Origin of the sequence: Nonomuraea sp. C10 (assembly GCF_008017515.1) — a bacterium.
In the GTDB taxonomy this organism is placed as follows: domain Bacteria; phylum Actinomycetota; class Actinomycetes; order Streptosporangiales; family Streptosporangiaceae; genus Nonomuraea; species Nonomuraea ferruginea.
Map to the genome: position 1 here is coordinate 2,130,662 of NZ_VPFF01000003.1, position 23,225 is coordinate 2,153,886.

General features: G+C 68.6%; 24 protein-coding genes and 1 tRNA gene. 19 read left to right on the forward strand and 6 right to left on the reverse strand.

The window, feature by feature from the left end; genetic code table 11:
• Positions 1 to 42: 42 nt before the first annotated feature.
• From FR742_RS42110 to FR742_RS42120, 3 genes are all read left to right on the forward strand, one after another.
• Positions 43 to 1,302 (forward strand): extracellular solute-binding protein, encoded by a 1,260-nt coding sequence (locus FR742_RS42110; protein ID WP_148036754.1) that lies wholly within the window; start codon positions 43 to 45, stop codon positions 1,300 to 1,302.
• Positions 1,303 to 1,367: 65 nt separating this feature from the next.
• Entirely contained in the window at positions 1,368 to 2,252 is an 885-nt protein-coding gene (locus FR742_RS42115) for a carbohydrate ABC transporter permease (RefSeq protein WP_148036755.1), read from the forward strand.
• Positions 2,252 to 3,139, forward strand: a complete 888-nt coding sequence (locus tag FR742_RS42120; protein WP_148036756.1) for a carbohydrate ABC transporter permease — start codon at positions 2,252 to 2,254, stop codon at positions 3,137 to 3,139. Before FR742_RS42115 ends, FR742_RS42120 begins: the two co-directional genes overlap by 1 nt.
• 663 nt (positions 3,140 to 3,802) lie before the next feature.
• Here FR742_RS42120 and FR742_RS42125 read toward each other — a convergent pair.
• From FR742_RS42125 to FR742_RS44975, 3 genes are all read right to left on the reverse strand, one after another.
• Positions 3,803 to 4,441, reverse strand: coding sequence for a DsbA family protein (locus FR742_RS42125; RefSeq protein WP_148036757.1), 639 nt, complete (start codon positions 4,439 to 4,441; stop codon positions 3,803 to 3,805).
• Positions 4,442 to 4,522: 81 nt separating this feature from the next.
• A complete protein-coding gene (locus FR742_RS42130; protein ID WP_148036758.1) occupies positions 4,523 to 4,885 on the reverse strand; it encodes an antibiotic biosynthesis monooxygenase in 363 nt (120 codons plus the stop codon).
• 575 nt (positions 4,886 to 5,460) lie between these two features.
• Entirely contained in the window at positions 5,461 to 5,598 is a 138-nt protein-coding gene (locus tag FR742_RS44975) for a hypothetical protein (protein ID WP_187281613.1), read from the reverse strand.
• A gap of 250 nt (positions 5,599 to 5,848) precedes the next feature.
• Here FR742_RS44975 and FR742_RS42135 point away from each other — a divergent pair, with 250 nt between their 5' ends.
• Positions 5,849 to 6,760 (forward strand): radical SAM/SPASM domain-containing protein, encoded by a 912-nt coding sequence (locus tag FR742_RS42135; protein ID WP_222709295.1) that lies wholly within the window; start codon positions 5,849 to 5,851, stop codon positions 6,758 to 6,760.
• Positions 6,761 to 6,769: 9 nt separating this feature from the next.
• Positions 6,770 to 7,993: a methyltransferase domain-containing protein gene (locus FR742_RS42140; protein WP_148036759.1), complete on the forward strand. Its 1,224-nt coding sequence runs from the start codon at positions 6,770 to 6,772 to the stop codon at positions 7,991 to 7,993.
• 243 nt (positions 7,994 to 8,236) lie between these two features.
• Here FR742_RS42140 and FR742_RS42145 read toward each other — a convergent pair whose 3' ends face one another.
• A complete protein-coding gene (locus tag FR742_RS42145; protein ID WP_148036760.1) occupies positions 8,237 to 8,971 on the reverse strand; it encodes a methyltransferase domain-containing protein in 735 nt (244 codons plus the stop codon).
• A gap of 117 nt (positions 8,972 to 9,088) precedes the next feature.
• On the opposite strand from FR742_RS42145, the gene FR742_RS42150 reads away from it, so the two are divergent.
• Together FR742_RS42150 and FR742_RS42155 are read left to right on the forward strand one after the other, a co-directional pair.
• Positions 9,089 to 9,628, forward strand: a complete 540-nt coding sequence (locus tag FR742_RS42150; protein ID WP_148036761.1) for an RNA polymerase sigma factor — start codon at positions 9,089 to 9,091, stop codon at positions 9,626 to 9,628.
• On the forward strand, positions 9,615 to 10,334 hold the full coding sequence (locus FR742_RS42155) for a hypothetical protein (protein WP_148036762.1): 720 nt from the start codon (positions 9,615 to 9,617) through the stop codon (positions 10,332 to 10,334). Before FR742_RS42150 ends, FR742_RS42155 begins: the two co-directional genes overlap by 14 nt.
• Here FR742_RS42155 and FR742_RS42160 read toward each other — a convergent pair.
• Positions 10,323 to 11,348 (reverse strand): adenosine deaminase, encoded by a 1,026-nt coding sequence (locus FR742_RS42160; protein WP_378525274.1) that lies wholly within the window; start codon positions 11,346 to 11,348, stop codon positions 10,323 to 10,325. The two genes, FR742_RS42155 and FR742_RS42160, sit on opposite strands and share 12 nt — an antisense overlap.
• A gap of 95 nt (positions 11,349 to 11,443) precedes the next feature.
• On the opposite strand from FR742_RS42160, the gene FR742_RS42165 reads away from it, so the two are divergent.
• Complete coding sequence (locus FR742_RS42165) at positions 11,444 to 11,923, forward strand: hypothetical protein (protein ID WP_148036764.1); 480 nt, start codon at positions 11,444 to 11,446, stop codon at positions 11,921 to 11,923.
• Positions 11,924 to 11,978: 55 nt separating this feature from the next.
• Here the strand turns inward: FR742_RS42165 and FR742_RS42170 are convergent, their stop codons facing one another.
• Complete coding sequence (locus FR742_RS42170; RefSeq protein ID WP_148036765.1) at positions 11,979 to 13,187, reverse strand: pyridoxal phosphate-dependent aminotransferase; 1,209 nt, start codon at positions 13,185 to 13,187, stop codon at positions 11,979 to 11,981.
• A gap of 168 nt (positions 13,188 to 13,355) precedes the next feature.
• On the opposite strand from FR742_RS42170, the gene FR742_RS42175 reads away from it, so the two are divergent.
• The 11 genes from FR742_RS42175 to rpoB all read left to right on the forward strand — a co-directional run bounded on the left by FR742_RS42175 (position 13,356) and on the right by rpoB (position 23,216).
• Positions 13,356 to 13,428 (forward strand) — tRNA-Trp (locus tag FR742_RS42175).
• 76 nt (positions 13,429 to 13,504) lie between these two features.
• Positions 13,505 to 13,744: a preprotein translocase subunit SecE gene (secE, locus tag FR742_RS42180; protein ID WP_148036766.1), complete on the forward strand. Its 240-nt coding sequence runs from the start codon at positions 13,505 to 13,507 to the stop codon at positions 13,742 to 13,744.
• A 67-nt stretch (positions 13,745 to 13,811) separates the two neighbouring features.
• Positions 13,812 to 14,573 (forward strand): transcription termination/antitermination protein NusG, encoded by a 762-nt coding sequence (gene nusG, locus FR742_RS42185; RefSeq protein ID WP_148036767.1) that lies wholly within the window; start codon positions 13,812 to 13,814, stop codon positions 14,571 to 14,573.
• A gap of 118 nt (positions 14,574 to 14,691) precedes the next feature.
• Positions 14,692 to 15,123: a 50S ribosomal protein L11 gene (gene rplK / locus FR742_RS42190; protein ID WP_148036768.1), complete on the forward strand. Its 432-nt coding sequence runs from the start codon at positions 14,692 to 14,694 to the stop codon at positions 15,121 to 15,123.
• Positions 15,124 to 15,181: 58 nt separating this feature from the next.
• A complete protein-coding gene (gene rplA, locus FR742_RS42195) occupies positions 15,182 to 15,904 on the forward strand; it encodes a 50S ribosomal protein L1 (protein WP_148036769.1) in 723 nt (240 codons plus the stop codon).
• 186 nt (positions 15,905 to 16,090) lie between these two features.
• Positions 16,091 to 16,918, forward strand: a complete 828-nt coding sequence (locus tag FR742_RS42200) for an LppX_LprAFG lipoprotein (protein WP_148036770.1) — start codon at positions 16,091 to 16,093, stop codon at positions 16,916 to 16,918.
• 240 nt (positions 16,919 to 17,158) lie between these two features.
• Positions 17,159 to 17,683, forward strand: a complete 525-nt coding sequence (rplJ, locus tag FR742_RS42205; RefSeq protein WP_148036771.1) for a 50S ribosomal protein L10 — start codon at positions 17,159 to 17,161, stop codon at positions 17,681 to 17,683.
• 67 nt (positions 17,684 to 17,750) lie between these two features.
• Entirely contained in the window at positions 17,751 to 18,146 is a 396-nt protein-coding gene (gene rplL / locus FR742_RS42210; RefSeq protein WP_148036772.1) for a 50S ribosomal protein L7/L12, read from the forward strand.
• A gap of 179 nt (positions 18,147 to 18,325) precedes the next feature.
• A complete protein-coding gene (locus tag FR742_RS42215) occupies positions 18,326 to 18,805 on the forward strand; it encodes a hypothetical protein (protein ID WP_148036773.1) in 480 nt (159 codons plus the stop codon).
• On the forward strand, positions 18,802 to 19,296 hold the full coding sequence (locus FR742_RS42220) for a hypothetical protein (protein ID WP_261809067.1): 495 nt from the start codon (positions 18,802 to 18,804) through the stop codon (positions 19,294 to 19,296). Before FR742_RS42215 ends, FR742_RS42220 begins: the two co-directional genes overlap by 4 nt.
• A 440-nt stretch (positions 19,297 to 19,736) precedes the next feature.
• Positions 19,737 to 23,216 carry a DNA-directed RNA polymerase subunit beta gene (rpoB, locus tag FR742_RS42225; protein WP_148036774.1) on the forward strand — a complete coding sequence of 1,160 codons (3,480 nt, stop codon included), beginning with the start codon at positions 19,737 to 19,739 and terminating at the stop codon, positions 23,214 to 23,216.
• The last annotated feature ends 9 nt before the right edge of the window (positions 23,217 to 23,225 follow it).

Here is a 23,225-nt window from a genome sequence, read left to right on the forward strand (position 1 = left end):
CAGCACGACCTGTCCGATGAGAAGGCGGTACTTACGGTGAGAATGAGACTTGTGGGCGGCGCCGCTCTCGGCCTGGCTACCGTGCTGGTCCTGTCCAGCTGTGGCTCCGGCGCGTCGGAAGGCGGCGGCGACCAGGCGGCCGACGGCGGCCAGGTCACGCTGAAGATGGTCGCCGCCGACTACGGCGACGGCCCCGGCAAGCCCAACTCCGGAGAGAACTTCTGGAAGGGCGTGGTCGACGAGTTCCAGGCGGCCAACCCGAACATCAAGGTCGACGTCCAGGTCATCAACTGGAACGACATCGACAAGCAGGTCGCCACCATGATCCAGAACGGTCAGGTGCCCGACATCCTGCAGACCGGCGACTACTCCGGATTCGTCGCCGACGGCCTGCTCCACAAGGTCGACGAGGTCCTGTCGCCCGAGGTGTCCGGCGACATGCTGCAGAAGTTCGCCGAGTTCGGCAAGGTCGACGGCACGGCCTACGGCATCCCGTTCGTGTCATCCGCCCGCGCCCTGTTCTACAACAAGGACCTGTTCGAGAAGGCCGGCGTCGCCGAGGCGCCCAAGACCTGGGACGAGCTCAAGGCCGCGGCCGAGAAGCTCAAGGCCTCCGGCGTCAGCCAGCCGTTCGGCCTCCCGCTCGGCCAGGAGGAGGCGCAGGCCGAGTCGTTCCTGTGGATGCTCGGCAACGGCGGCGGCTACAAGGACGACGCCGGCAAGTGGGCGATCAACTCGCCGCAGAACGTCGAGACCTTCACCTACGTCAAGGGCCTCGTCGACGCCGGACTCACCACCCCCAACCCCGGCACCAAGGACCGCAAGACGGTCTGGGAGGACTTCGGCGCCGGCAAGGTCGGCATGGTCAACGGCGGACCCATGTCCATCCCGATCTTCGACGCGGCCGGCCTGAAGAACTACGGCGTCGCGCCCATCCCCGGCAAGACCGGCCCGCTCGACACCACCCTCGGCGTCATGGACTGGATCATGGCGTTCAACAAGAACGGCCGCGCCGAGGAGATCAAGAAGTTCTTCGACTTCTTCTACACCGGCTCCGCCGCTGAGAAGATCAGCGAGACGTACAAGCTGCTGCCCGTCACCAACGGCGGCATCGAGAAGCTGTCGGGCGACGAGAAGCTCAAGCCGTTCCTGGACGCGCTGCCCAACGCCAGCTTCTACCCGTTCCAGGACGAGAAGTGGGCCGAGCTGAACCCGGCGATCAAGCAGACCATCGGCGGCGCCGTCAAGGACGACCCCGCCGCGGTCCTCGGCGAACTCCAGAAGACCGCCGAGGCCGGCTGAACGACGGGGGCCCGTACGGCCGGCGTCTCACCTGAGGCGCCGGCCGTACCTCCACGGAGGAACTTATGAGAAGGTTGCGCGCCCTGGAGCCGCTGGCCTGGATCGGGCCCGCGGTGGTGCTGATCGCCGTCGTCGTGCTCTGGCCCGTCGTCGAGATGATCCGGTCCTCGTTCCTGGAGATCAGCCGGGTCGGCGTGGTCCGAGGCTGGAACGGCTTCGACAACTACGACAAGCTGTTCGCCGAGAAGGACTTCGCGGACATCATGGTCCGCAGCGTGGTCTGGGTGGTGGCCGTCGTCGTCCTCACCGTGGTGATCTCGCTCGCTCTCGCCCAGCTGTTCAACCAGCGCTTCCCCGGCCGCAAGGTCGCCCGCTGGGCGCTGATCGCGCCCTGGGCCGCGTCCGTGCTGATGACCGCCATCGTCTTCCGGTGGATGCTCGACCCGGAGGTCGGCGTCATCAACCAGATCAGGCTCAGACTCGGGCTCATCGACGCGCTCGGCGGAGCCTCCGCCGACCAGCTCGGCGACGCCTCCACCGCCATGCCGTGGCTGGTGTTCGTCGCGGTGTTCGTGTCCGTCCCCTTCACCACGTACGCGCTGCTCGCGGGCCTCGCCACCATCCCCGGTGACGTGTACGAGGCAGCCAAGATGGACGGCGCCTCCCGGCCGCGCACCTACTGGTCGATCACCCTGCCGCTGCTCCGGCCCGCGCTGACCGTCGCCGTGCTGATCAACATGATGAACGTCTTCAACAGCTTCCCGATCATCTGGGCGATGACGCACGGCCAGCCCGGATACTCGACGGCCACCTCGACCATCTTCATGTTCATCCTCAAGAGCTCCGACATCGGCGAGTCCGCCGCCATGTCGGTCGTCAACTTCGGAATGGTGCTGGTGATCACCGCGGTCTTCCTCAAGATCTCGCGCTGGAACAGGGCGGTGGCGTGATGGCAGTCGAGACCGCGCCGAAGGCGCCCGCCCGCCCTGCCCGCCGCCGGCCCGCGCCCGTCGGGCACCGCGCCATGCCCAGACTCAAGACCACGGTGACCGCGGCCGTCGCCTACGTGGTCGCGTTCATCTTCCTGTTCCCGTACCTGGTGATGCTGCTGACCTCGCTGCGTCCCCAGGAGACGCTGCGCGACGCCACCATCCTGCCCACGCAGTGGGAATGGGCCAACCTGGTCAACTTCTGGAGCAGCGGCCTCGCGGGCAACCTCGTCGTCACCCTCCAGGTGGCCGCCGGCTCCACCGTCCTGGTGCTCCTGGTGGCGCTGCCGGCCGCCTACTACTCCGCCCGGCACAACTTCAGGGGGCGGACGTTCTTCCTGATCCTCGTGCTGATCACCCAGATGTTCCAGCCGACGGCCATGCTCGTGGGCATCTACCGCGAGTTCTCCCAGCTCGGGCTGGTCGACTCGATCTGGTCGCTGATCCTGGTCAACGGCGGGTTCAACCTCGCGTTCGCGGTGTGGATCCTGAACGCGTACTTCTCCTCGATCCCGCGCGAGCTGGAGGAGGCCGCGTTCATTGACGGCAACGGCCGGTTCGGCGCGCTGTTCCGCATCACGCTCCCGCTGGCCATGCCCGGGGTGATCACCGCGCTGATCTTCACGTTCATAGCGGCCTGGAACGAGTTCGTCGTCGCCCTGACCCTGACCACCACCCCGGAGAACCAGCCTCTGACGGTGGCGCTCAACTCGTTCATCGGCCAGTACCAGGTCGACTGGCAGAACCTGTTCGCCGGGTCGGTCATCGCCACCATCCCGGTGATCATCCTGTTCGCGTTGATCGAGCGGAAGGTGGTCGGCGGGTTGACGGCGGGGTCCATCAAGTGACGTCCGGCTGAGGACCCTCCCTAGGGGGTCCTCAGCCGGGGCCTGGCCCAACTGCATGGCCCTCGCGGCAGACGCGCTCCGCGCGATCCCAGCTCGGGCTGTGTTGCGCGGGGGCGAGCCCTCGCGTCCTTGGGTCAAGGGCGTGGTCTTCGCGGTGGGTGGCGCTTCGCGCCGATCAGCTCAGGCATGTTGTGCGGGGGCAAGCCCCCGCGCCCCCGGGCGAGAGGGCTACCGCCCCCTCGCGCTCCCCGGTCCCTGCCCAGCTCAGCGCCCTGTCCTGTGCGGGCCAGCGGCTCCCGGTCCTTGCCCAGTTCGGCGCTCTGTCCCGTGGGGCCCGGTTCAGCGGCTCACGATCCTTGCCCAGCTCAGCGCCCTGTCCTGTGCGGCCCAGCGGCTCCCGGTCCTTGCCCAGTTCGGCGCTCTGTCCCGTGGGGCCCGGTTCAGCGGCTCACGATCCTTGCCCAGCTCAGCGCCCTGTCCTGTGCGGCCCAGCGGCTCCCGGTCCTTGCCCAGTTCGGCGCTCTGTCCCGTGGGGCCCGGTTCAGCGGCTCACGGTCCCTGCCCAGTTCAGCGCCTTGTCCCGTGCGGCCCAGCTCAGCGCTCTCCATTGCAGAGATCCGCCGGAGCGCGGGACAAGGGCAGATTGGGCGCTCGGATCGCCGATCAGCCGGACCAGTCAAGGGCCGCGAGACCATGCTCCAGGAACCGGTACAGATCAGCGACAGGCTGGACGCCGGGGACCGGCGGTCGGCCGTCGACCACCAGGCTGGGCACGCCGGTGACGCCGTGTTCGGCCGCGCGGCGCCGGTCGGCGCGGACCTCGTCGGCGTAGCCGTCGCCGGCCAGGACGGCCCGCACCTCATCGCCATCGAGCCCGGCCTGGTCACCAAGGCGACGCAGGACCTGCACATCGGCGACGTTCAGGCCCTCGGTGTGGTAGGCGTGCAGCAGCAGTTCCATCATCTCGTCGGCGCGGCCGCGGTCGGTGGCCAGCTTGACCAGCCGGTGCGCGTCGAAGGTGTTCACCGGGCGAGCCAGATGCAGGTTCAGCTCCAGGCCCTCGGCCGCGCCCAGCGACCGGATGTGCTCGACGCGGGCGGGCGCCTGCTCGCCCCACCACTCGGCCATCGCCTCGGCGGCGGTCGGGCCGGGGGTGCGCTCCGCCTCCGGCGCCAGCTCGTAGCTGCGCCAGGCGACCTCGACGCGAGCGCGGCCGGAGTGCTGCGCCAGCGCGGCCGTCAGGCGTCTCTTGCCGATGTAGCACCACGGGCACAACACATCGGCGTAAATCTCAAGCTTCATGAATGACCTGCGCAATCGATCGTTACTGATGAGATGGGGTTCGCAGTGTCGGCAGGCATGGCCGCGAGCTGCCGGGCGCGATCACGGGTCCAAGCGCTGAGGGCCGGGACCGATCTCGCGGACGACGGTGTAGGTAGGGACTCCGGTCATGCGTGGTTCGGCCCTGCCGGACAGGCTCTCCAGCGCCTTGCCGATGGCGGCCATCCGGCCCTCGGTATCGGAGGTCTCCACGAAGTGGCGGTAGTCCGCCTCGCTCGCCCAGTGCACGATGTTGTACACGCGTGTGCCGTCGGTGCTCACATGGAAGCGGGCCGAGCGGTATCCGGGATGGAAACGCACCCACCGCTCCTGGATCTCGGCGAAGGCCTCCACCAGCTCGCGCTGTGTGTCGACGCCGTCAACGGTGTAGTCGATGATCGAATAGAAAGCAGAATCCGCGCTCACGGACGCACTCCTCAAATCGCATACGAGGCAGGCCTCGGCGGCCATCGTGCAATCTCAACTGCGGTTGAGGTCAACCACATCTCGTCGCCATGTGCGGCCGATACGGCCAGATGGTGGGATCGAGCTGCGGCGCGGGCGCTGGACGGCGACTATCGGGCCGTTGAGCCGATGAGCTGCGCCGGGGATCAGGTCACGGCTGTCGGCCATGCCTGCACACCTGTCCACGGACTTGGGGTCCCCTGGGGTTCCGATCAACCCGGTGAACCAATGCCACCGTCTTTCTGGTCAGCTATGGGGATTCCCGCGCGCCGCGTGGGCAGGGACCGGGGAGCGCGAGGGGGCGGTAGCCCTCTCGCCCGGGGGAGCGGGGGCTTGCCCCCGTACAACACGTCTGAGCTGATCGGCGCGGAGCGCCGCCCATGGTGAAGGCCATGCCTTTGACCTGGGGCGCGGGGGCTTGCCCCCGCACAGCGCAGCCCGAGCTGGATTTCGCGCGGAGCGCGTCTACTGCGAGGCCCATGTCGTGCGGTTGCCCCGCATGCTGTGACCGCGGACTACGGCGCCGATATCCACTTTCACGGGCGCGGTCCGTACTCTCCGCAGAGAAAGGCCAGTCGTAGCGCCACCTCGTCCTCGCGTGCCGGGTTCTCGGCAGCAACCTTGGCGGCCATGCATGTCATGCGGAGCCGGATGTCCCGCAGTTTCTCGCTCATCGGGTGACGTCATGACCGTACGCACGGGCAACCACGGCGTACTCCCGGATGTTGATGTGCCCAGGGTGACCCGCCTGTCCCTTAACAGTGACCCTCGATGGGCTTTCCGCACACGCCATAAAACTGCAAACTGGAGTCAACAGGCTACAGAAAGTTAGGAGCCGCATGGGTGCCGGTGCTGCCTCGATCTCCACAGCACCGACGTCACCCTCTCCGACGTCAGCCAGTCGCCCCCGGACGAAGAAAGCAGATGATGACCGCTGAACTCGCGATCGAAACCGCTTGGTCGCCGGCACAGGCGCCCATCCGATTCCTCGAACTGGAGCTCACCAACCGCTGCCAGCTCAGCTGCACGCACTGCTATGCCCTCTCCGCCCCCACGGATGGTCACGGGGAGATGACACTCCCGGATTGGAAACGGCTTCTCGACGACGCTCCCGCCGCCGGAGTCTCACACGTCCAACTCATCGGCGGCGAGCCGACCCTGCAGCCCGACTTCGCCCTTCTGCTGACGCACGCGCTGGACCGGGGCCTGAAGGTGGAGGTGTTCTCGAATCTCCTGCACATCACGGAGCCGCTCTGGGACCTGCTCACCCGCCCAGGCGTGGAGCTGGCCACTTCCTACTACAGCGACACACCGATCCAGCACGACAGGATCACGGGCAGGCTGGGGAGCCACCGACGCACCCGTGCCGCGATCAGCGAGGCACTGCGGCGCGGTATCCCACTCAGAGCGGGAATCATCGACCTTGGCGACGGGCAACGCGTCGAGCAGGCGCGCACCGAGTTGGAGCGGCTGGGTGTCACCCGTGTCAGGGTGGATCGGATGAGGGGTGTCGGCCGCGCCGCCGAGCACCGGGCCGCCCAGCCGACCGTACGCGAGCTGTGCGGACGCTGCGGCGATGGCCGTGCGGCCGTCTCCTGCGGCGGTGACGTCCGTCTGTGCGTTCTGTCGCGGTTCCTGCCGTCGGCTGGAAACGTGCGCACCACTCCGCTGGCCGACATCCTGGTCGGGAGGAAATGGCGAGAGCTGTGTGCGAAGGTTCCGCGTCGGCGCACCGCCACGGCGTGCAACCCTGACAGCGACGGCAACGACTGCGCCCCCGCGGAAACGATCTACGATCCGGACAAGGCCACGGGCTTCCTGCGAGCCGGCCGCTGAAGGGCTCTCATGGACTGGAAAGAGCGGGCCGAAGCACTGGCCGCCATCGCGACGCCGCCCGGGTCCCGCTGGCGGGCGCCGGTCGCTCGCACGCCCCGGCACACGTTCGTGCCTAACTGGTGGGAACCGGTGGAAGGCGGGTGGGCGCGGCGGGATGGCGCCTCTGACCTCGGACAGTGGCTGACGGCGGCCTACACGAACGCCACACTGGTGACACGGATCGGGCCGCTGCACGCTGACCATGCCGATCCGGGCGCCCGCGCGTCAGGCCGCCCCACCTCGTCGTCCACCCTTCCCGGGCTGGTCGCCCAGATGTTCAGGCATGCCTCGATCGACGACTCGTGCACCGTCCTGGACGTGGGCGCCGGCAGCGGATACGGCACCGCCGTACTGTGCGCTCGGCTCGGCGACGAGCGGGTGACGGCGATCGACGTGGACCCGTACCTCGTCGGAGCGGCACGGCGGCGGCTCGGGGAAGCCGGGTACGAGCCGCGGCTGATCGCCGGGGACGCGACGCGCCCGCTGGACGGGCAGTGGGACCGGATCGTCGCCACGGTGTCGGTACGGCCGATCCCGCCGTCCTGGCTGGCAGCTCTGCACACCGGCGGACGGCTGGCCACCACGATCTCCGGCATGGGGGTCATCCTCACGGCCGAGAAGAAGCCGGACGGCACCGCGACCGGCCGGATCGAGCGCGACCAGGCCATGTTCATGGGTACGCGGACGGGCGCCGACTATCCGCAGGCCGAGCACGCGCTCCTGGACCGGGCCCGCGTCGAGGAGGGCGAGCGGGTCGAGCGCGGCCGGTATCCGGTGGTGCCGGACGTGGTCGAGGCCTGGGACGTACGGACCATGCTGGAGATCATCGCGCCAGGCATCACGCACCATCACACGCGGGAGAACGGCATCCGGATCGCGATCATGGTGCATCCGGACGGATCGTGGGCGCGGGCCGAAGAGCGCGCCGGGGAGGTCATCGTTCACCAGAGCGGGCCGCGCCGCCTGTGGGACTATCTGGACGAGGTGCGCGATCACTGGATTCGGCACGGCTTGCTGCCGTTCCATGGCGCGAAAGTGTTGATACGCCCAGATGGCGGGATCGAGCTGCGGCGCGGGCGCTGGACGGCGACCATCGGGCCGTCGAGCCGCTCCGGAGATCAGGCCACGGCTGTCGGCCTTGGGATCCCCTGGGGTCCCGATCAACCAGGTGGACCCATGCCACCGTCGTCCTGATCAGCTATGGGGACACCCGGGCGCCGCATGGGCAGGGACCGGGGAGCGCGAGGGGGCGGTAGCTCCCTCGCCCGGGGGGGCGCGGGGGCTTGCCCCCGCACAGCGCAGCCCGAGCTGGATTTCGCGCGGAGCGCGTCTACTGCGAGGCCCATGTCACGCGGCCGGGCATGGTTCGCACGGAGCAATCAGCCCGGCGAACATCCGCCGTAGAACCAGCACCCGCACTGAGGAGATGAGGAACGGTCAGCCGGGGACGCGGGCCACGCAGAAGACCGTCTGCCCGAACGGCGGCCGGATGAAGCGCTCGATGAGCCGCGTCATCGGCACCACCGTGCGGTCGTAGATCTTGACCAGCCGCGGGTCCGGGTAACCCACCCCACCCCGGCGCACCGCCGCCCACCAGGCGATGCCGCCCAGGAAGTTGATCGGCTTGAGCACCTCGATGTCCAGCCCCGCCTTGCCCACGGTGGCGGCCAGCGTCTTGGGCGTGTAGCGCTGCACGTGGCCGACCTTGCGGTCGAAGTCGCCGTACAGCTGCATGTAGCCCGGCACCCAGATGACGATCCGCCCGCCCGGGAGGGTGACGCGCGCCAGCGAGCGCAGCGCTTCGGCGTCGTCCTCGATGTGCTCCAGGACGTTCATCATGACCACGGTGTCGACCTTGTCCTTGAGCGGGATCTCGGTCGGCAGGGCGAACTGCAGCACGTCGATGTCGTCGCGGTCGGCGAAGCGCTTCTTGAGCTGCTCGACGCAGTAGGGGTCGAAGTCGCTGACGACCAGCCGGTCGAGCCGCGGCAGGAACTGCTCGGCGAAGTGGCCGAGCCCGGAGCCGATCTCCAGCAGGGACCGGCCGACGTGGGGGGCGACCATGTCGAACTCGTACTTGCGGTAGTTTCTGGCCTCGTCACCGCCGAGGTGGTTCTCCAGGGCCTCGTCACCGGCTGCCGGTTGGACTACACGGTCATAACCAGAGGACATAGTCGCCGATCCTTACGGGTTCGCGGGAATGGGCCAGAGTCTAGTGCCCGCCCCGCGCCGAAGGTCACGGAACACTCTTCCGTACCCGCCACGAATGCGGTGGAATCAGTCACGCCCATGGATGACGACGAGGCCATCGCCCGCTCGCTGGAGGGCGACCTGACCGCCTACGAGGTGCTGGTCGCCCGTTACAGCGCGCTCGCGCACCGCACCGCGGTCCTGTTCGGCGCCCGAGACGAGGCCGAGGACGTGGTGCAGGAGGCGTTCGTCAAGGCGTTCCGGCATCTCAGGACGTTCCGCCGCGACGCGGGTTTCCGCCCGTGGCTGCTGCGTATCGTGGCCAACGAGACGCACAACCTGACGCGGGCGCGCGGCCGCAGGTCGGAGCTGACGGTACGGCTGAGCGCCACGGCCGAGGCGAAGGCCCCCGACGACCCCGAGGGCACGGCCGTGGCCACGGACCGGCGGGCCCGGCTGCTGGAGGCGGTCAGGGCGCTGCCCGAGCGGGAACGCAGAGCCGTCGTCTGCCGGTACTTCTTACAGCTGTCCGAGGCCGAGACCGCCCAGGTGCTCGGCTGGCCGGTCGGCACCGTCAAGTCCAGGACGCACCGCGGCCTGGCCAGGCTCAGGGAGGAGGCAGGGCATGAGCTCGGATGAGCGCTTCGACGACATCGAGGCCGAGTTGCGCGCCCTGGCCGGCTCCCTCGACGTGCCGGCCCCGCCGCCCGAGCAGGTGGCGGCGGCTGTGCGGACCAGGCTGGAAGCCCCGCGGCCGGTCAAGCGGCGGCGGCGGTGGCGGATCGTCGCGGTGGCGGTGGTCGCCCTGGTCGCCGTCACGGCGGCCACCCCGCAGGGCAGGCAGGCGGTGACCGCGATCCTCCGTTACGCCGGGATCGAGCTGCGGCTCGGCGGCGACACCCCGGCTCCGGTGCCCACGCCGGCGCCGCTGCCGGGGGAGCGGGAGGTGCCGCTGGACGAGGTCGCCGGGCAGGTCGCGTTCCCGGTCAGGACCCTGGCCGCGCTGGGCGAGCCGGAACGCGTGACGGTCGCCGACGGCGGCCGGGTGGTGTCGATGTTCTGGCCGGACGGCATCCGGCTGGACCAGTTCGACGGCCGGATGGACCCGTTCTTCTTCAAGCGGCTCGGCCCGCCGTTCCCCGACGAGGTCGAGGTCGACGGCGTCACCGGCTTCTGGCTGCCGGGCTCGCACCCCCTCGGCTACATCACCCGCGAGGGGGGCGGGGAGGTGCCGCTGCGCCAGGCCGGGCCCACCCTCATCTGGCAGTCGGGCGACGTCGGCCACCGGCTGGAGGGCGCCCCGTCGATGGCGCGGGCGGCCGAGCTGGCCGGCTCACTCCGGTGAGGCCAGCCAGTCGTCGACGCCCTTGATCAGCTCCTTGCGGACCGGCTCGGGCGCGGCCGACGACCTGATCGACTGGCGCGCCAGCTCGGCGATCTCCGCGTCGGTGAACCCGTACACCTCCCTGGCCAGCTCGTACTGACGCAGCAGCCGGGCCCCGAACAGCAGCGGGTCGTCGGAGCCGAGCGCGACCGGCACCCCCGCCTCGAACAGCCTGCGCAGCGGCACGTCCGCCGCCCGCTCGGCCACCCCCAGCCCCACGTTGGAGGTCGGGCACACCTCGCAGCAGATCTGCCGCTCGGCCAGCCGCTCCATCAGCCACCGGTCCTCGGCCGCGCGCACGCCGTGGCCGACCCGGTCGGCGTCGAGGTCGTCGACGCACTGCGCCACGCTCCGCGGCCCCAGCAGCTCCCCGCCGTGCGGCACGGCCAGCAGCCCGGCCCGCTTGGCGATGCGGAACGCCCGGTCGAAGTCGCGGGCCTGGCCGCGCCGCTCGTCGTTGGACAGGCCGAACCCGACCACGCCCTTGCCGACGTACTGGGCGGCCAGCCGGGCGAGCGTGTTGGCGTCGAGGGGATGCCTGGTGCGGTTGGCGGCCACCACCACCGCGAGGCCGGTGCCCGTGGCCCGCGAAGCCTGCTCGGCCGCGTCCAGCACCAGCTCCAGCGTGGCCGTCAGGCCGCCGAACATCTGCTGGTAGCCCGACGGGTCGACCTGGATCTCCAGCCACCGCGACCCGGCCGCCGTCTCGTCCTCGGCGGTCTCGCGCAGCAGCCGGTAGACGTGCTCCGGCCGCCGCAGCACCGACCTGGCGATGTCGTACAGCCGCTGGAACCGGAACCAGCCGCGCTCGTCGGTCGCCCGCAACCGGGGCGGCCAGTCCTGCTCCAGCGCGTCGGGCAGGTGCAGGCCCTGCTCCCTGGCCAGCTCGATCAGGGTCGAGTGGCGCATGGAGCCGGTGAAGTGGAGATGCAGATGGGCCTTGGGCAGCGAGAGCAGGGACCTTGCCATCGCCATATTTTGCCACCGGACCGGGCCGCGACTTGCCGTGTCAGCACGGCTGTTGTAGGAGACTAGGGTCCTTCTTCCCGCGTTCCGGCCCTGGAGTGGTGATGCGGCGCCTGGCGACGGTGCTCCTGACACTGAGCCTTGCCGCGTGCGGCCCGTCCGCCCCCGCGCCGCAGATCGGCCGGCCCAGCCCGGTCGCCGCCGTGACGGGCCCCACGCTGTCGTGCGGCTCCGCACCCGTCGGCGTCGCCGCCATGCCCGTCGGCACCACGAGATCCGGTACGTTCCGGCACGTCAGATCCCTCACCCGGAAGCTGAAGGTCAGGGGCGAGACCTGGAGCCGGGGCGCCGAGCGGCTGCACGTCGGCGTCGTCTGCGGGGTCAGGACCGCCGAGGAGTTCGCCACCCTCGTCGACCGGGCCACGCTCGGCATGCACCACGGCAAGCCCGCGCTGAGCTGGGAGACCCGGGGCGACCTGCACAACTTCATGTGGCTGGAGCGCCCCGGCACCGCCGTCTACGTCGCCGCGACCCCCGGCCTGTCCACGGAGATCGACCGCATCGCCGACGAGGCGACCGGGTAACCCCCCTCGTTGCGGACGTCGCCGTGATCGCCCCGCGCGTTGCCGGGCGACGCGGTCAGTGGGCCTCGGTCAGCAGCTTGGCGAGGCGGCTGACGCCCTCCACCAGGTCGTCGTCGCCCAGCGCGTACGACAGGCGGAAGTAGCCGGGGGTGCCGAACGCCTCGCCGGGCACCACCGCCACCTCCGCCTCCTCCAGGATCAGCTCGGCCAGCTCGGCCGACGACCCCGGGCGGCGCCCGCGCAGCTCCTTGCCGATGAGCTCCTTGACCGCCGGGTAGGCGTAGAACGCGCCCTTCGGCTCCGGGCACAACACGCCCGGGATCTCGTTGAGCATCCGCACCATCGTCTGGCGGCGCCGGTCGAACGCCTCACGCATCCGCGCCACCGCGGACAGGTCGCCGGAGACCGCCGCCAGCGCGGCCATCTGCGAGACGTTGGAGACGTTGGAGGTGGCGTGCGACTGCAGGTTGGTCGCCGCCTTGACCACGTCGGACGGCCCGATCAGCCAGCCGACCCGCCAGCCCGTCATCGCGTACGTCTTGGCCACGCCGTTGAGGATCACGACCTGGTCGCCCAGCTCGGGGACGGCCGTGGCGATGCTGGTGAACTCGGCGCCGCCGTACGTCAGATGCTCGTAGATCTCGTCGGTGACCACCCACAGGCCGTGCTCGGCCGCCCAGCGGCCGATCTCGACCGTCTGCTCGCGCGAGTAGACGGCGCCCGTCGGGTTGGACGGCGAGACGAACAGCAGGACCTTCGTGCGGTCGGTGCGGGCCGCCTCCAACTGCTCGACGCTCGCCAGGTAGCCCGTCGTCTCGTCGGTGACGACGTCGACCTGGACGCCCCCGGCCAGCTTGATCGCCTCCGGGTAGGTCGTCCAGTAGGGGGCCACGACCAGGACCTCGTCGCCCGGGTCGAGCAGCGTGGCGAACGCCTCGTAGACGGCCTGCTTGCCGCCGTTGGTCACCAGCACCCGCGACGCGTCGGCCTCGTAGCCGGAGTCGCGCCGCGTCTTGGCGGCGATCGCCTGCTTCAGCTCGGGCAGGCCGCCCGCCGGGGTGTACTTGTGGAAGCGGGGCTCGCGCGCCGCGGCCACGGCGGCCTCGACGATGTAGTCGGGCGTCGGGAAGTCGGGCTCGCCCGCGCCGAAGCCGATGACCGGACGGCCGGCCGCCTTCATCGCCTTCGCCTTGGCGTCCACGGCGAGGGTCGCGGACTCGGAAATCGCGGAAATCCGTGTGGAGACACGGCGTCGGGTGGACATGCCTCCATGCTCCCACGCGTGCCCCCACGCCATGTGACCTGCGCGATCAGGTTTGGGTTCGACGTGGCGGGCAATCTTCCGTACACTTTCGCCAGGTCCTGCAGCCGCATGTCGATGTGGCGTTCGGTCCAGGCAGTAAGTCATCCAGGGTAGTGTGGTTGACGACATAGGGCACTGGCGCAATTGGTAGCGCACCGGTCTCCAAAACCGGCGGTTGGGGGTTCGAGTCCCTCGTGCCCTGCGAGTGCGGTCCGCGCAATAATGGCGTGTAGGCGCCGCATAACTGCGTTGGATACGACCGATTTCAGGTGAGGACTGTGGCGATCGACACGCGCGGCGAGACCGCAGGCAAGCCCAGTGGTGAGAAGAAGCGTACTTCTCCGGCCCTGTTCTACCGTCAGGTCGTGGCCGAGCTGCGCAAGGTCATCTGGCCGACGCGCAAGGAGCTGGTCACGTACACCACGGTTGTCATGGTGTTCGTGCTGATCATGGTCGGCATCATCTACGGCCTCGACGCCGCGTTCGGCTGGGCCGTCCTGCAGATTTTCGGCGGCTGATTCTGACGCAGACGGCGCGCGCCTGACGGAGCCGCCGTTCGATACCGACGAAAGAGGAAGAGTCACCGTGTCCGAATCTTCAGTGCCGGCCGACGAGCCCCGCGAGAAGTGGGACGCCGAGCCGGAAGAGGCCTCCCAGGCCGCTGAGGAGACCGTCGAAGACGTCGTGGACAGCGACGAGGTCGACGAGACCGCCGAGGCGGCCGTCGTCGAGGAGGACGGTGACGTCGAGCCCGACGTCGACCCGGTCGAGGAGTTCAAGCGTTCGCTCCGCGGCCTGCCCGGCGAGTGGTACGTGATCCACTCCTACGCCGGTTACGAGAACCGTGTGAAGTCCAACATCGAGAGCCGCAACGTGTCGCTCAACATGGAGGACTACATCTACCAGGTCGAGGTGCCGACGCACACCGTCCAGGAGTTCAAGAGCGGCAAGAAGGTGCCGGTCAAGGAGCGCGTGCTGCCCGGCTACGTCCTGGTGCGCATGGAGCTGACCGACGAGTCCTGGGCCGCGGTGCGCAACACCCCGGGCGTGACCGGCTTCGTCGGCCTGTCCAACAAGCCCAGCCCGCTCAGCCTCGACGAGGTGGCCAAGCTGCTCGCCCCGGAGCCGACCGAGGAGAGCAAGAAGACCGCCGCCAAGACGCCCTCCGGCCCCGCCGTCGAGTTCGAGATCGGCGAGTCCGTCACCGTCATGGACGGCCCGTTCGCCACCCTGCCCGCCTCGGTCAGCGAGATCAGCCCCGAGTCGCAGAAGCTCAAGGTGCTGGTCTCGATCTTCGGCCGGGAGACCCCGGTGGAGCTGTCGTTCAACCAGGTCTCGAAGATCTGAGACGATCACCTACAATTAAACGTTCGGTCGGCCGCCTGTCGCGAAGGGCGGCCTTCCGACATGTCCGGGCGCACCCGCGTTCCGGAAGGCATCACCATCAGGACCCGGAGAAGGACTCATGCCTCCGAAGAAGAAGATCGCGGCTCTGGTCAAGGTCCAGCTTCCCGCTGGCCAGGCCACGCCCGCACCGCCGGTCGGTACCGCCCTCGGTCCCCACGGCGTCAACATCATGGACTTCGTGAAGCAGTACAACGCTGCGACCGAGGCCCAGCGGGGCAACATCATCCCCGTCGAGATCACCATTTTCGAAGACCGCAGCTTCACCTTCGTCACGAAGACGCCTCCTGCGCCCGAGCTGATCAAGAAGGCGCTGGGTCTCGACAAGGGCAGCGCGACCCCGCACAAGGACAAGGTGGGCAAGCTCAGCCGCGAGCAGCTGCGCAGCATCGCCGAGACGAAGATGCCCGACCTCAACGCCAACAGCGTCGAGCAGGCCGAGAAGATCATCGCCGGCACCGCCCGTTCCATGGGCATCACCGTCGCCGACTAAGCACTTCCCCACCCGTGGGAGGGCCGCCCGCCGGCCCGCACACCACAAGGAGACAGACATGCAGCGCAGCAAGGCGCACAAGGACGCGGCGGCCAAGGTCGACCGCGACAAGCTCTACAGCCCGGCCGACGCGGCCAGGCTGGCCAAGGAGACGTCGACCACCAAGTTCGACTCCACCGTCGAGGTGGCGCTGAGGCTGGGCGTCGACCCCCGCAAGGCCGACCAGATCGTGCGCGGCACGGTCAACCTCCCGCACGGCACCGGTAAGACCGCCCGGGTCCTGGTCTTCGCGACCGGTGACCGTGCTGAGGCGGCCCGCGAGGCGGGCGCCGACATCGTCGGGGCCGACGAGCTGATCGACGAGATCTCCAAGGGAAACCGGCTCAACGAGTTCGACGCCGTGGTGGCCACGCCCGACCTGATGGGCAAGGTCGGCCGCCTGGGCCGCGTCCTCGGCCCGCGCGGTCTCATGCCCAACCCGAAGACCGGCACGGTGACGCCCGACGTGGCCAAGGCCGTGACCGAGATCAAGGGCGGCAAGATCGAGTTCCGCACCGACCGGCAGGCCAACCTCCACTTCATCATCGGCAAGACGTCGTTCCCCGAGCGCCAGCTCCTGGAGAACTACGCGGCCGCGCTCGACGAGGTGCTGCGGCTCAAGCCGTCGGCGGCCAAGGGCCGCTACATCAAGAAGGTGACGTTCTCCACGACCATGGGCCCCGGTGTCCCGGTCGACCCCAACGTCACCCGCGGCATCGTCGGCGAGCTCGACGCCGTCTGACGAGTTTTTCTGGAAAGGCCCCGGCGTGCTCCGCGCCGGGGCTTTCCCATGTCCGGGGCCTTTTTCCCCGGTCCGGATATTCACGACTTCCTTCGTACGGAACGCCTCTCAGGGACATCCCTGGGTTTTCCATGAGAAGCTGCGGGAAAGCGCTACGAGAAGCCAGCTGACACGTAGGGTCGATACATGTTCAAGCGCAGGTTTTCTCTCGCCATCGCCGCGGCCGCGGCCGCTCTGGCCGCGACAGCGGTCGCCGGCTGTGGAACTAACGCGCAGCCCATTCAGGTGAATCTCGCCGCCTCCGAGGTGCTCGCCCAGGCGGCCCAGAAGACGACAGAGGTCAGTTCTTACACGGTTGACGCGGTCGTCGACGTCTCGCACCCGCAGGAGGGCGAGGGCAAGGTTCAGGGCCGCATGGTCTACCAGAGCCAGCCCCAGCTCGCCCTTGACCTGACCGTGGACACCGCCGGCGTCGGCGGCAGGGAGCTGCCCGGCGGCGCCCGGGTGATCCTCCAGGGCGACACGGCGTACGTCAAGGTCGAGACGCTCAACAAGGTGCTCGGCGCCACCAAGCCGTGGATCAAGGTGCCGCTCGCCGAGGCCGGCGACCGTGCCCAGGTGGACCAGATGCTGGGCCAGGTGCAGCAGTTCGACCTGGCGAGCGTGACCAAGATGATCACCACGTCGCAGGACGTCAAGGCGGCCGGCAACGAGAGCGTGGGCGGCACCGACACCACCCACTACAGCGGCACCTTCCCGGTGGAGGCGGCCGTGCAGCAGCTGCCCGCCGAGGAGCAGGACCAGGCGCGGAAGAACCTGGCCGAGCTGAAGGACGTCAAGTTCGACATCTGGGTCGCCGCCGACGGCCTGCCCCGCAAGCTGACCCTGAGCGGCGCCAAGGAGGGCGGCACGCTCGACGCGACGCTGATGTTCAAGGGCTACAACGAGCCCGTCGACATCCAGGCCCCGCCCGCCGACCAGGTCGGTGAACTGCCGAAGGGCACCACCAACTGAGAACGATTTGGAAACTCGGCGGCCAGCACGTAGTCTGGTCGTTGCCGAAGACCGCCGGTCGTCGCCAGGTGCCTCAAAGCCTGGCGACCGAAGGATCCACCTCAGGTGGACGGCCCGCGCAGGTGTGATGCGAGTTTCCCATATGGTGCATTCCATGTGTGTGAGCCCCGTGTGCGCCCTGCGCCCGGGGCTGTTCTCATGTCAGGGCCCTTCACCGGTGGCACACCTGGAAGGAGGCCCATGGCGAGGGCGGATAAGGCGACAGCGGTTGCCGAGCTCAAGAGCGAGTTCGAAGGCAGCGCCGCCGCCGTTCTGACCGAGTACCGCGGTCTCACCGTTGCCCAGCTCAAGCAGCTGCGCGTCTCTCTCGGTGAGAATGCGAAGTTCGCCGTGGCGAAGAACACCCTGACCAAGATCGCGGCCAACGAGGCCGGTCTCGCGGGTCTCGACGACCTGCTCACCGGGCCGACCGCGATCGCCTTCGTCAACGGCGACGTTGTCGAGGCCGCCAAGGGTCTGCGTGACTTCGCCAAGGCCAATCCCCTTCTGGTGATCAAGGGTGGTGTCCTCGACGGCAAGACGCTGGACGCCACTGAGATCACCAAGCTCGCCGACCTCGAGTCCCGCGAGGTTCTCCTCGCGAAGCTTGCTGGCGCGATCAAGGCGAAGCAGAGCGCTGCCGCCGCTATGTTCGCCGCGCTGCCCACCAACATGGCTCAGCTGGCCGACGCTCTTCGCGCCAAGCGCGAAGAGGCGGGCGAGTAGCTCGGGGATTGCCGCAACACCGCGGTCCCGTTCCTAAATTTCGCAAGTCCCTTACGGAGGAAACATCATGGCGAAGCTCAGCACCGACGAGCTGCTCGACGCGTTCAAGGAGATGACCCTCCTCGAGCTTTCCGAGTTCGTTAAGCAGTTCGAGGAGACCTTCGACGTCAAGGCCGCCGCCCCGGTCGCGGTCGCCGCCGCTCCGGCCGCCGCCGGTGGTGGCGAGGCCGCCGCCGCTGCCGAGGAGCAGGACGAGTTCGACGTCATCCTCGAGGCCGCCGGCGACAAGAAGATCCAGGTCATCAAGGAGATCCGCGCCCTCACGTCCCTCGGCCTGAAGGAGGCCAAGGACCTGGTGGACGGCGCTCCGAAGAACGTCTTCGACGGCAAGGTCAACAAGGAGCAGGCGGAGAAGGCCAAGGCTGCCCTGGAGGGCGCCGGCGCCACCGTCACGGTCAAGTAAGACCGAACGCTTCGAAAGGGGCGGTCACACCCAGGTGCCGGGTGTGCCGCCCCTTTCGCATGCCCGGCCGCGATCCATGCCATTCGGGTCCGGTTCGTACCGTGTGGGGCGATTGGCAGGTCCCGGAGAAGGCGGGCGGGTTATGATCCCGGCGACCGGCCGGGAGGGGGTGAGCGCGGATGTCCCGCATGGTCGTCCCGGTGCTCGCCGTCCTGGCGGCGCTGCTCGCGGCGGCGGCGGTCTGGCTCGGCGTGCAGGAGCGCGACGCGCAGGCCAGGGCCGACGACCGGCAGGCGGTGCTGCGCGCGGCGGGCACGCACGCGATGAACCTGCTCTCGCTCCACCACGAGACCGTCGACTCCGACGTGCACCGCATCCTGACCAGCTCCACCGGCGCGGCCAGGGCCGCGTACGAGGCCGCGGCGGACGAGATGATGCGGACCACGCGCAAGAACAAGGTCATCCAGGAGGGCGTGGTACGCGCGGCAGGGCTGGAGTCGATCTCCGGGGACACCGCCAGGGCGCTCGTGGTGGCCGACGTGGTGATCCGCTGGGACGGTTCCGACGACGCGCCCCAGGAGCGCTTCTACCGGTGGCGGATGGACCTGGCCAAGGTTCAAGGGGTCTGGCTGGTGTCGAAGGCGGAGCAGGTCACGTGAGGGCCGTCCTGGTGGTGCTCGGCGTCCTGGTGCTCGCCCTGGGCGCGGCGACGGGCGTGCTCTGGTCCGACTGGCGGGCCCTGCGCGGCGGCGAGGCCGCGGGCGCGGAGGCCATGGCGGCCGCCAAGGCGGTCGCGCCGGAGCTGCTCTCGTACGACTACCGCACGGTCGAGCGGGACCTGGCGCGCGCGGGGCAGCACACCACCGGGGCGCTCACCCGGCAGTACGCGGAGCTGTCGGGGTCCCTGTCGACCAGAGCCAAGGAACGCAAGATGGTCCAGACCGCCTCCGTCGTGGCCGCGGCGGTGGAGCGGGCGGAGCCGGACAGGGTGGAGGTTCTTCTGTTCGTGAACACGGGTACGATCACGGAGGCCGTGGGGAAGGCCGAGCCGCGCCAGCAGGTCAGCCAGACCCGGGCCAGGTTCGTCATGATCAGGCAGGGCGGCAGGTGGCTCGTCTCGGACCTGTCGACTCTGCTCGGGACCGCCTGAGAGGGCCCCCGGGCGCGCCGTGTCCTTCAATTGTTACCAAAAACTAGGTTTAGTGAGTCCTTTGTCGCGGGTATCTCCGTCACTGCTACACCGGTTGTCGGCCTGGGTTCGACCCCCGGTGTGACGGAGCGTTAACCGCCCCCGTTCGCGGGTATCGTCTTGGGCCTGGCGGTAGGCGATCAGTCACACAGGGGAGAAAACCCAGCGTCTGAGCCCCTAGGCGGCTAAAAGTCGGGCTTGCGGGCTTGACGGATTCGTTCAGACGAGCGATGCTGCGACCAACGTGAAGCATGCAGCGAGAGCGAAGTGGACAGGCGTGTGCCGTTCGGCTACACTGCCCCTTTGCGCTGCCCTTTGACGACCCGCTCCGCTTGCTCACGTTGCGAGGTTGTCTGGCGTGCGTGTAGTCAGTCCGCCGCGAGCCCTCGGAAGGACATCTGTTGGCAGCCTCGCGCAACGCCTCCGCCGTACCCGCTGGTCCCCGTCGCGTCTCTTTCTCGCGTATCCAGGAGCCGCTCGAAGTTCCTGACCTTCTCGCTCTGCAGACCGAGTCGTTCGACTGGCTGCTCGGCAACGAGAAGTGGAAGGGCCGGGTCGAGGCGGCTCGCCAGGCCGGTCGCAAGGACGTCCCGACCCAGTCGGGCCTCGAAGAGATCTTCGAAGAGATCAGTCCCATCGAGGACTTCTCGGGGACCATGTCCTTGTCGTTCCGCGACCACCGGTTCGAGCCGCCCAAGTACTCCGTAGACGAGTGCAAAGACAAGGACATGACCTACTCCGCCCCGATGTTCGTCACGGCGGAGTTCATCAATAACACCACCGGTGAGATCAAGAGCCAGACGGTGTTCATGGGTGATTTCCCGCTCATGACGCCGAAGGGCACGTTCATCATCAACGGCACCGAGCGTGTCGTGGTCTCGCAGCTGGTGCGTTCGCCGGGGGTCTATTTCGACCGCAGTGTCGACAAGACCTCCGACAAGGATCTGTTCGGCTGCAAGGTCATCCCGTCGCGGGGTGCCTGGCTGGAGTTCGAGATCGACAAGCGCGACAGCGTCGGTGTGCGCATCGACCGTAAGCGCAAGCAGGCCGTCACCGTGCTTCTCAAGGCACTGGGGTGGACCAGCGAGCAGATTCTCGAGCGGTTCGGCCGTTACGAGTCCATGCGCGCCACGCTGGAGAAGGACCACACCGCGGGTCAGGATGACGCCCTGCTCGACATCTACCGCAAGCTGCGGCCGGGTGAGCCGCCGACCAAGGAGTCGGCGCAGACCCTGCTGGAGAACCTGTATTTCAACCCGAAGCGTTACGACCTGGCGAAGGTCGGCCGCTACAAGATCAACAAGAAGCTCGGCGTCGGCGGAGACATCACGCAGGGCACGCTGACCGAAGAAGACATCGTCGCCACCATCGAGTACATCGTCCGCCTTCACGCGGGTGAGGATTCGATGCCGGCCTCGGCCGAGGCGCCGATCGACACGGTGATCGTCGAGACCGACGACATCGACCACTTCGGCAACCGCCGTCTGCGCAGCGTCGGCGAGCTCATCCAGAACCAGGTCCGCCTGGGCCTGGCCCGCATGGAGCGCGTCGTCCGCGAGCGGATGACCACGCAGGACGTCGAGGCGATCACGCCGCAGACCCTGATCAACATCCGCCCGGTGGTGGCGTCGATCAAGGAGTTCTTCGGCACCTCCCAGCTGTCCCAGTTCATGGACCAGACCAACCCGCTGGCCGGCCTGACGCACAAGCGGCGTCTGTCCGCGCTCGGCCCCGGTGGTCTGTCGCGTGAGCGGGCCGGCTTCGAGGTCCGCGACGTGCACCCGTCCCACTACGGCCGGATGTGCCCGATCGAGACTCCTGAAGGCCCCAACATCGGCCTGATCGGCTCGCTCGCCTCCTACGGCCGGATCAACGCGTTCGGCTTCGTCGAGACGCCTTACCGCAAGGTCGTCGACGGCAAGGTGACCGACCAGATCGACTACCTCACGGCCGACGAGGAAGACCGCTACGTCAAGGCGCAGGCCAACACCACGCTCAACCCCGACGGCTCGTTCGCCGAGTCCCGGGTGCTCGTCCGCACCAAGGGCGGCGAGACCGAGCTGGCCAGGGCCGAGGAAGTCGACTACATCGACGTGTCGCCGCGCCAGATGGTGTCGGTCGCCACCGCGATGATCCCGTTCCTGGAGCACGACGACGCCAACCGCGCGCTCATGGGCTCCAACATGCAGCGCCAGTCGGTGCCGCTGCTCAAGAGCGAGGCGCCGCTGGTCGGCACCGGCATGGAATACCGCGCCGCGACCGACGCGGGCGACGTCATCAGCGCCGAAAAGGCCGGTGTGGTCGAGGAGGTCTCGGCCGACTACGTCACCGTGGCCAACGACGACGGCACCCGCACCACCTACCGGGTGGCCAAGTTCAAGCGGTCCAACCAGGGCACCTCGTTCAACCAGAAGCCGATCGTGGCCGAGGGTGACCGGATCGAGGTCAACCAGGTCATCGCCGACGGTCCCTGCACCGAGAACGGCGAGATGGCGCTGGGCAAGAACCTCCTGGTGGCGTTCATGCCGTGGGAGGGCCACAACTACGAAGACGCGATCATCCTGTCCCAGCGGCTGGTGCAGGACGACGTGCTGTCCTCGATCCACATCGAGGAGCACGAGGTCGACGCCCGTGACACGAAGCTGGGCCCTGAGGAGATCACCCGGGACATCCCGAACGTCTCCGAGGAGGTGCTGGCCGATCTCGACGAGCGCGGCATCATCCGGATCGGCGCCGAGGTGGTTCCCGGCGACATCCTGGTCGGCAAGGTCACGCCGAAGGGTGAGACCGAGCTGACTCCGGAGGAGCGGCTGCTGCGGGCGATCTTCGGTGAGAAGGCGCGTGAGGTGCGTGACACCTCGCTGAAGGTGCCGCACGGTGAGCAGGGCAAGGTCATCGGGGTTCGGGTGTTCTCCCGTGAGGAGGGCGACGAGCTGCCGCCGGGGGTCAACGAGCTGGTGCGCGTGTACGTGGCGCAGAAGCGTAAGATCACCGATGGTGACAAGCTGGCCGGCCGTCACGGCAACAAGGGCGTCATCTCGAAGATCCTGCCGGTGGAGGACATGCCGTTCCTGGAGGACGGCACGCCGGTCGACATCATCCTCAACCCGCTGGGCGTGCCCGGCCGGATGAACGTGGGCCAGGTGCTGGAGACCCATCTGGGGTGGATCGCCGCCCGGGGCTGGGACATCACCGGCATCCAGGAGGCGTGGGCCGAGCGGCTGCGCGAGAAGGGCTTCGAGAAGGTCGAGGCGCGCACCAACGTCGCCACCCCGGTCTTCGACGGCGCCAACGAGCAGGAGATCGTCGGCCTGCTCAACAACACCGTGCCCAACCGCGACGGCGACCGGATGGTCCAGGAGACCGGCAAGGCCCGCCTGTTCGACGGCCGCTCCGGCGAGCCGTTCCCGTACCCGATCTCGGTCGGCTACATCTACATCCTCAAGCTGCTCCACCTGGTCGACGACAAGATCCACGCGCGGTCGACCGGCCCGTACTCCATGATCACCCAGCAGCCGCTCGGCGGTAAGGCCCAGTTCGGCGGCCAGCGCTTCGGTGAGATGGAGGTGTGGGCGCTGGAGGCCTACGGCGCCGCCTACGCCCTGCAGGAGCTGCTGACCATCAAGTCCGACGACGTTCTCGGCCGGGTGAAGGTCTACGAGGCCATCGTCAAGGGCGAGAACATCCCCGAGCCCGGCATCCCGGAGTCCTTCAAGGTGCTGATCAAGGAGATGCAGTCGCTCTGCCTCAACGTCGAGGTGCTCTCCAGCGACGGCATGTCCATCGAGATGCGCGACACCGACGAGGACGTCTTCCGCGCCGCGGAGGAGCTCGGCATCGACCTGTCCCGGCGTGAGCCGAGCAGCGTGGAAGAAGTCTGAGGGGGAGAT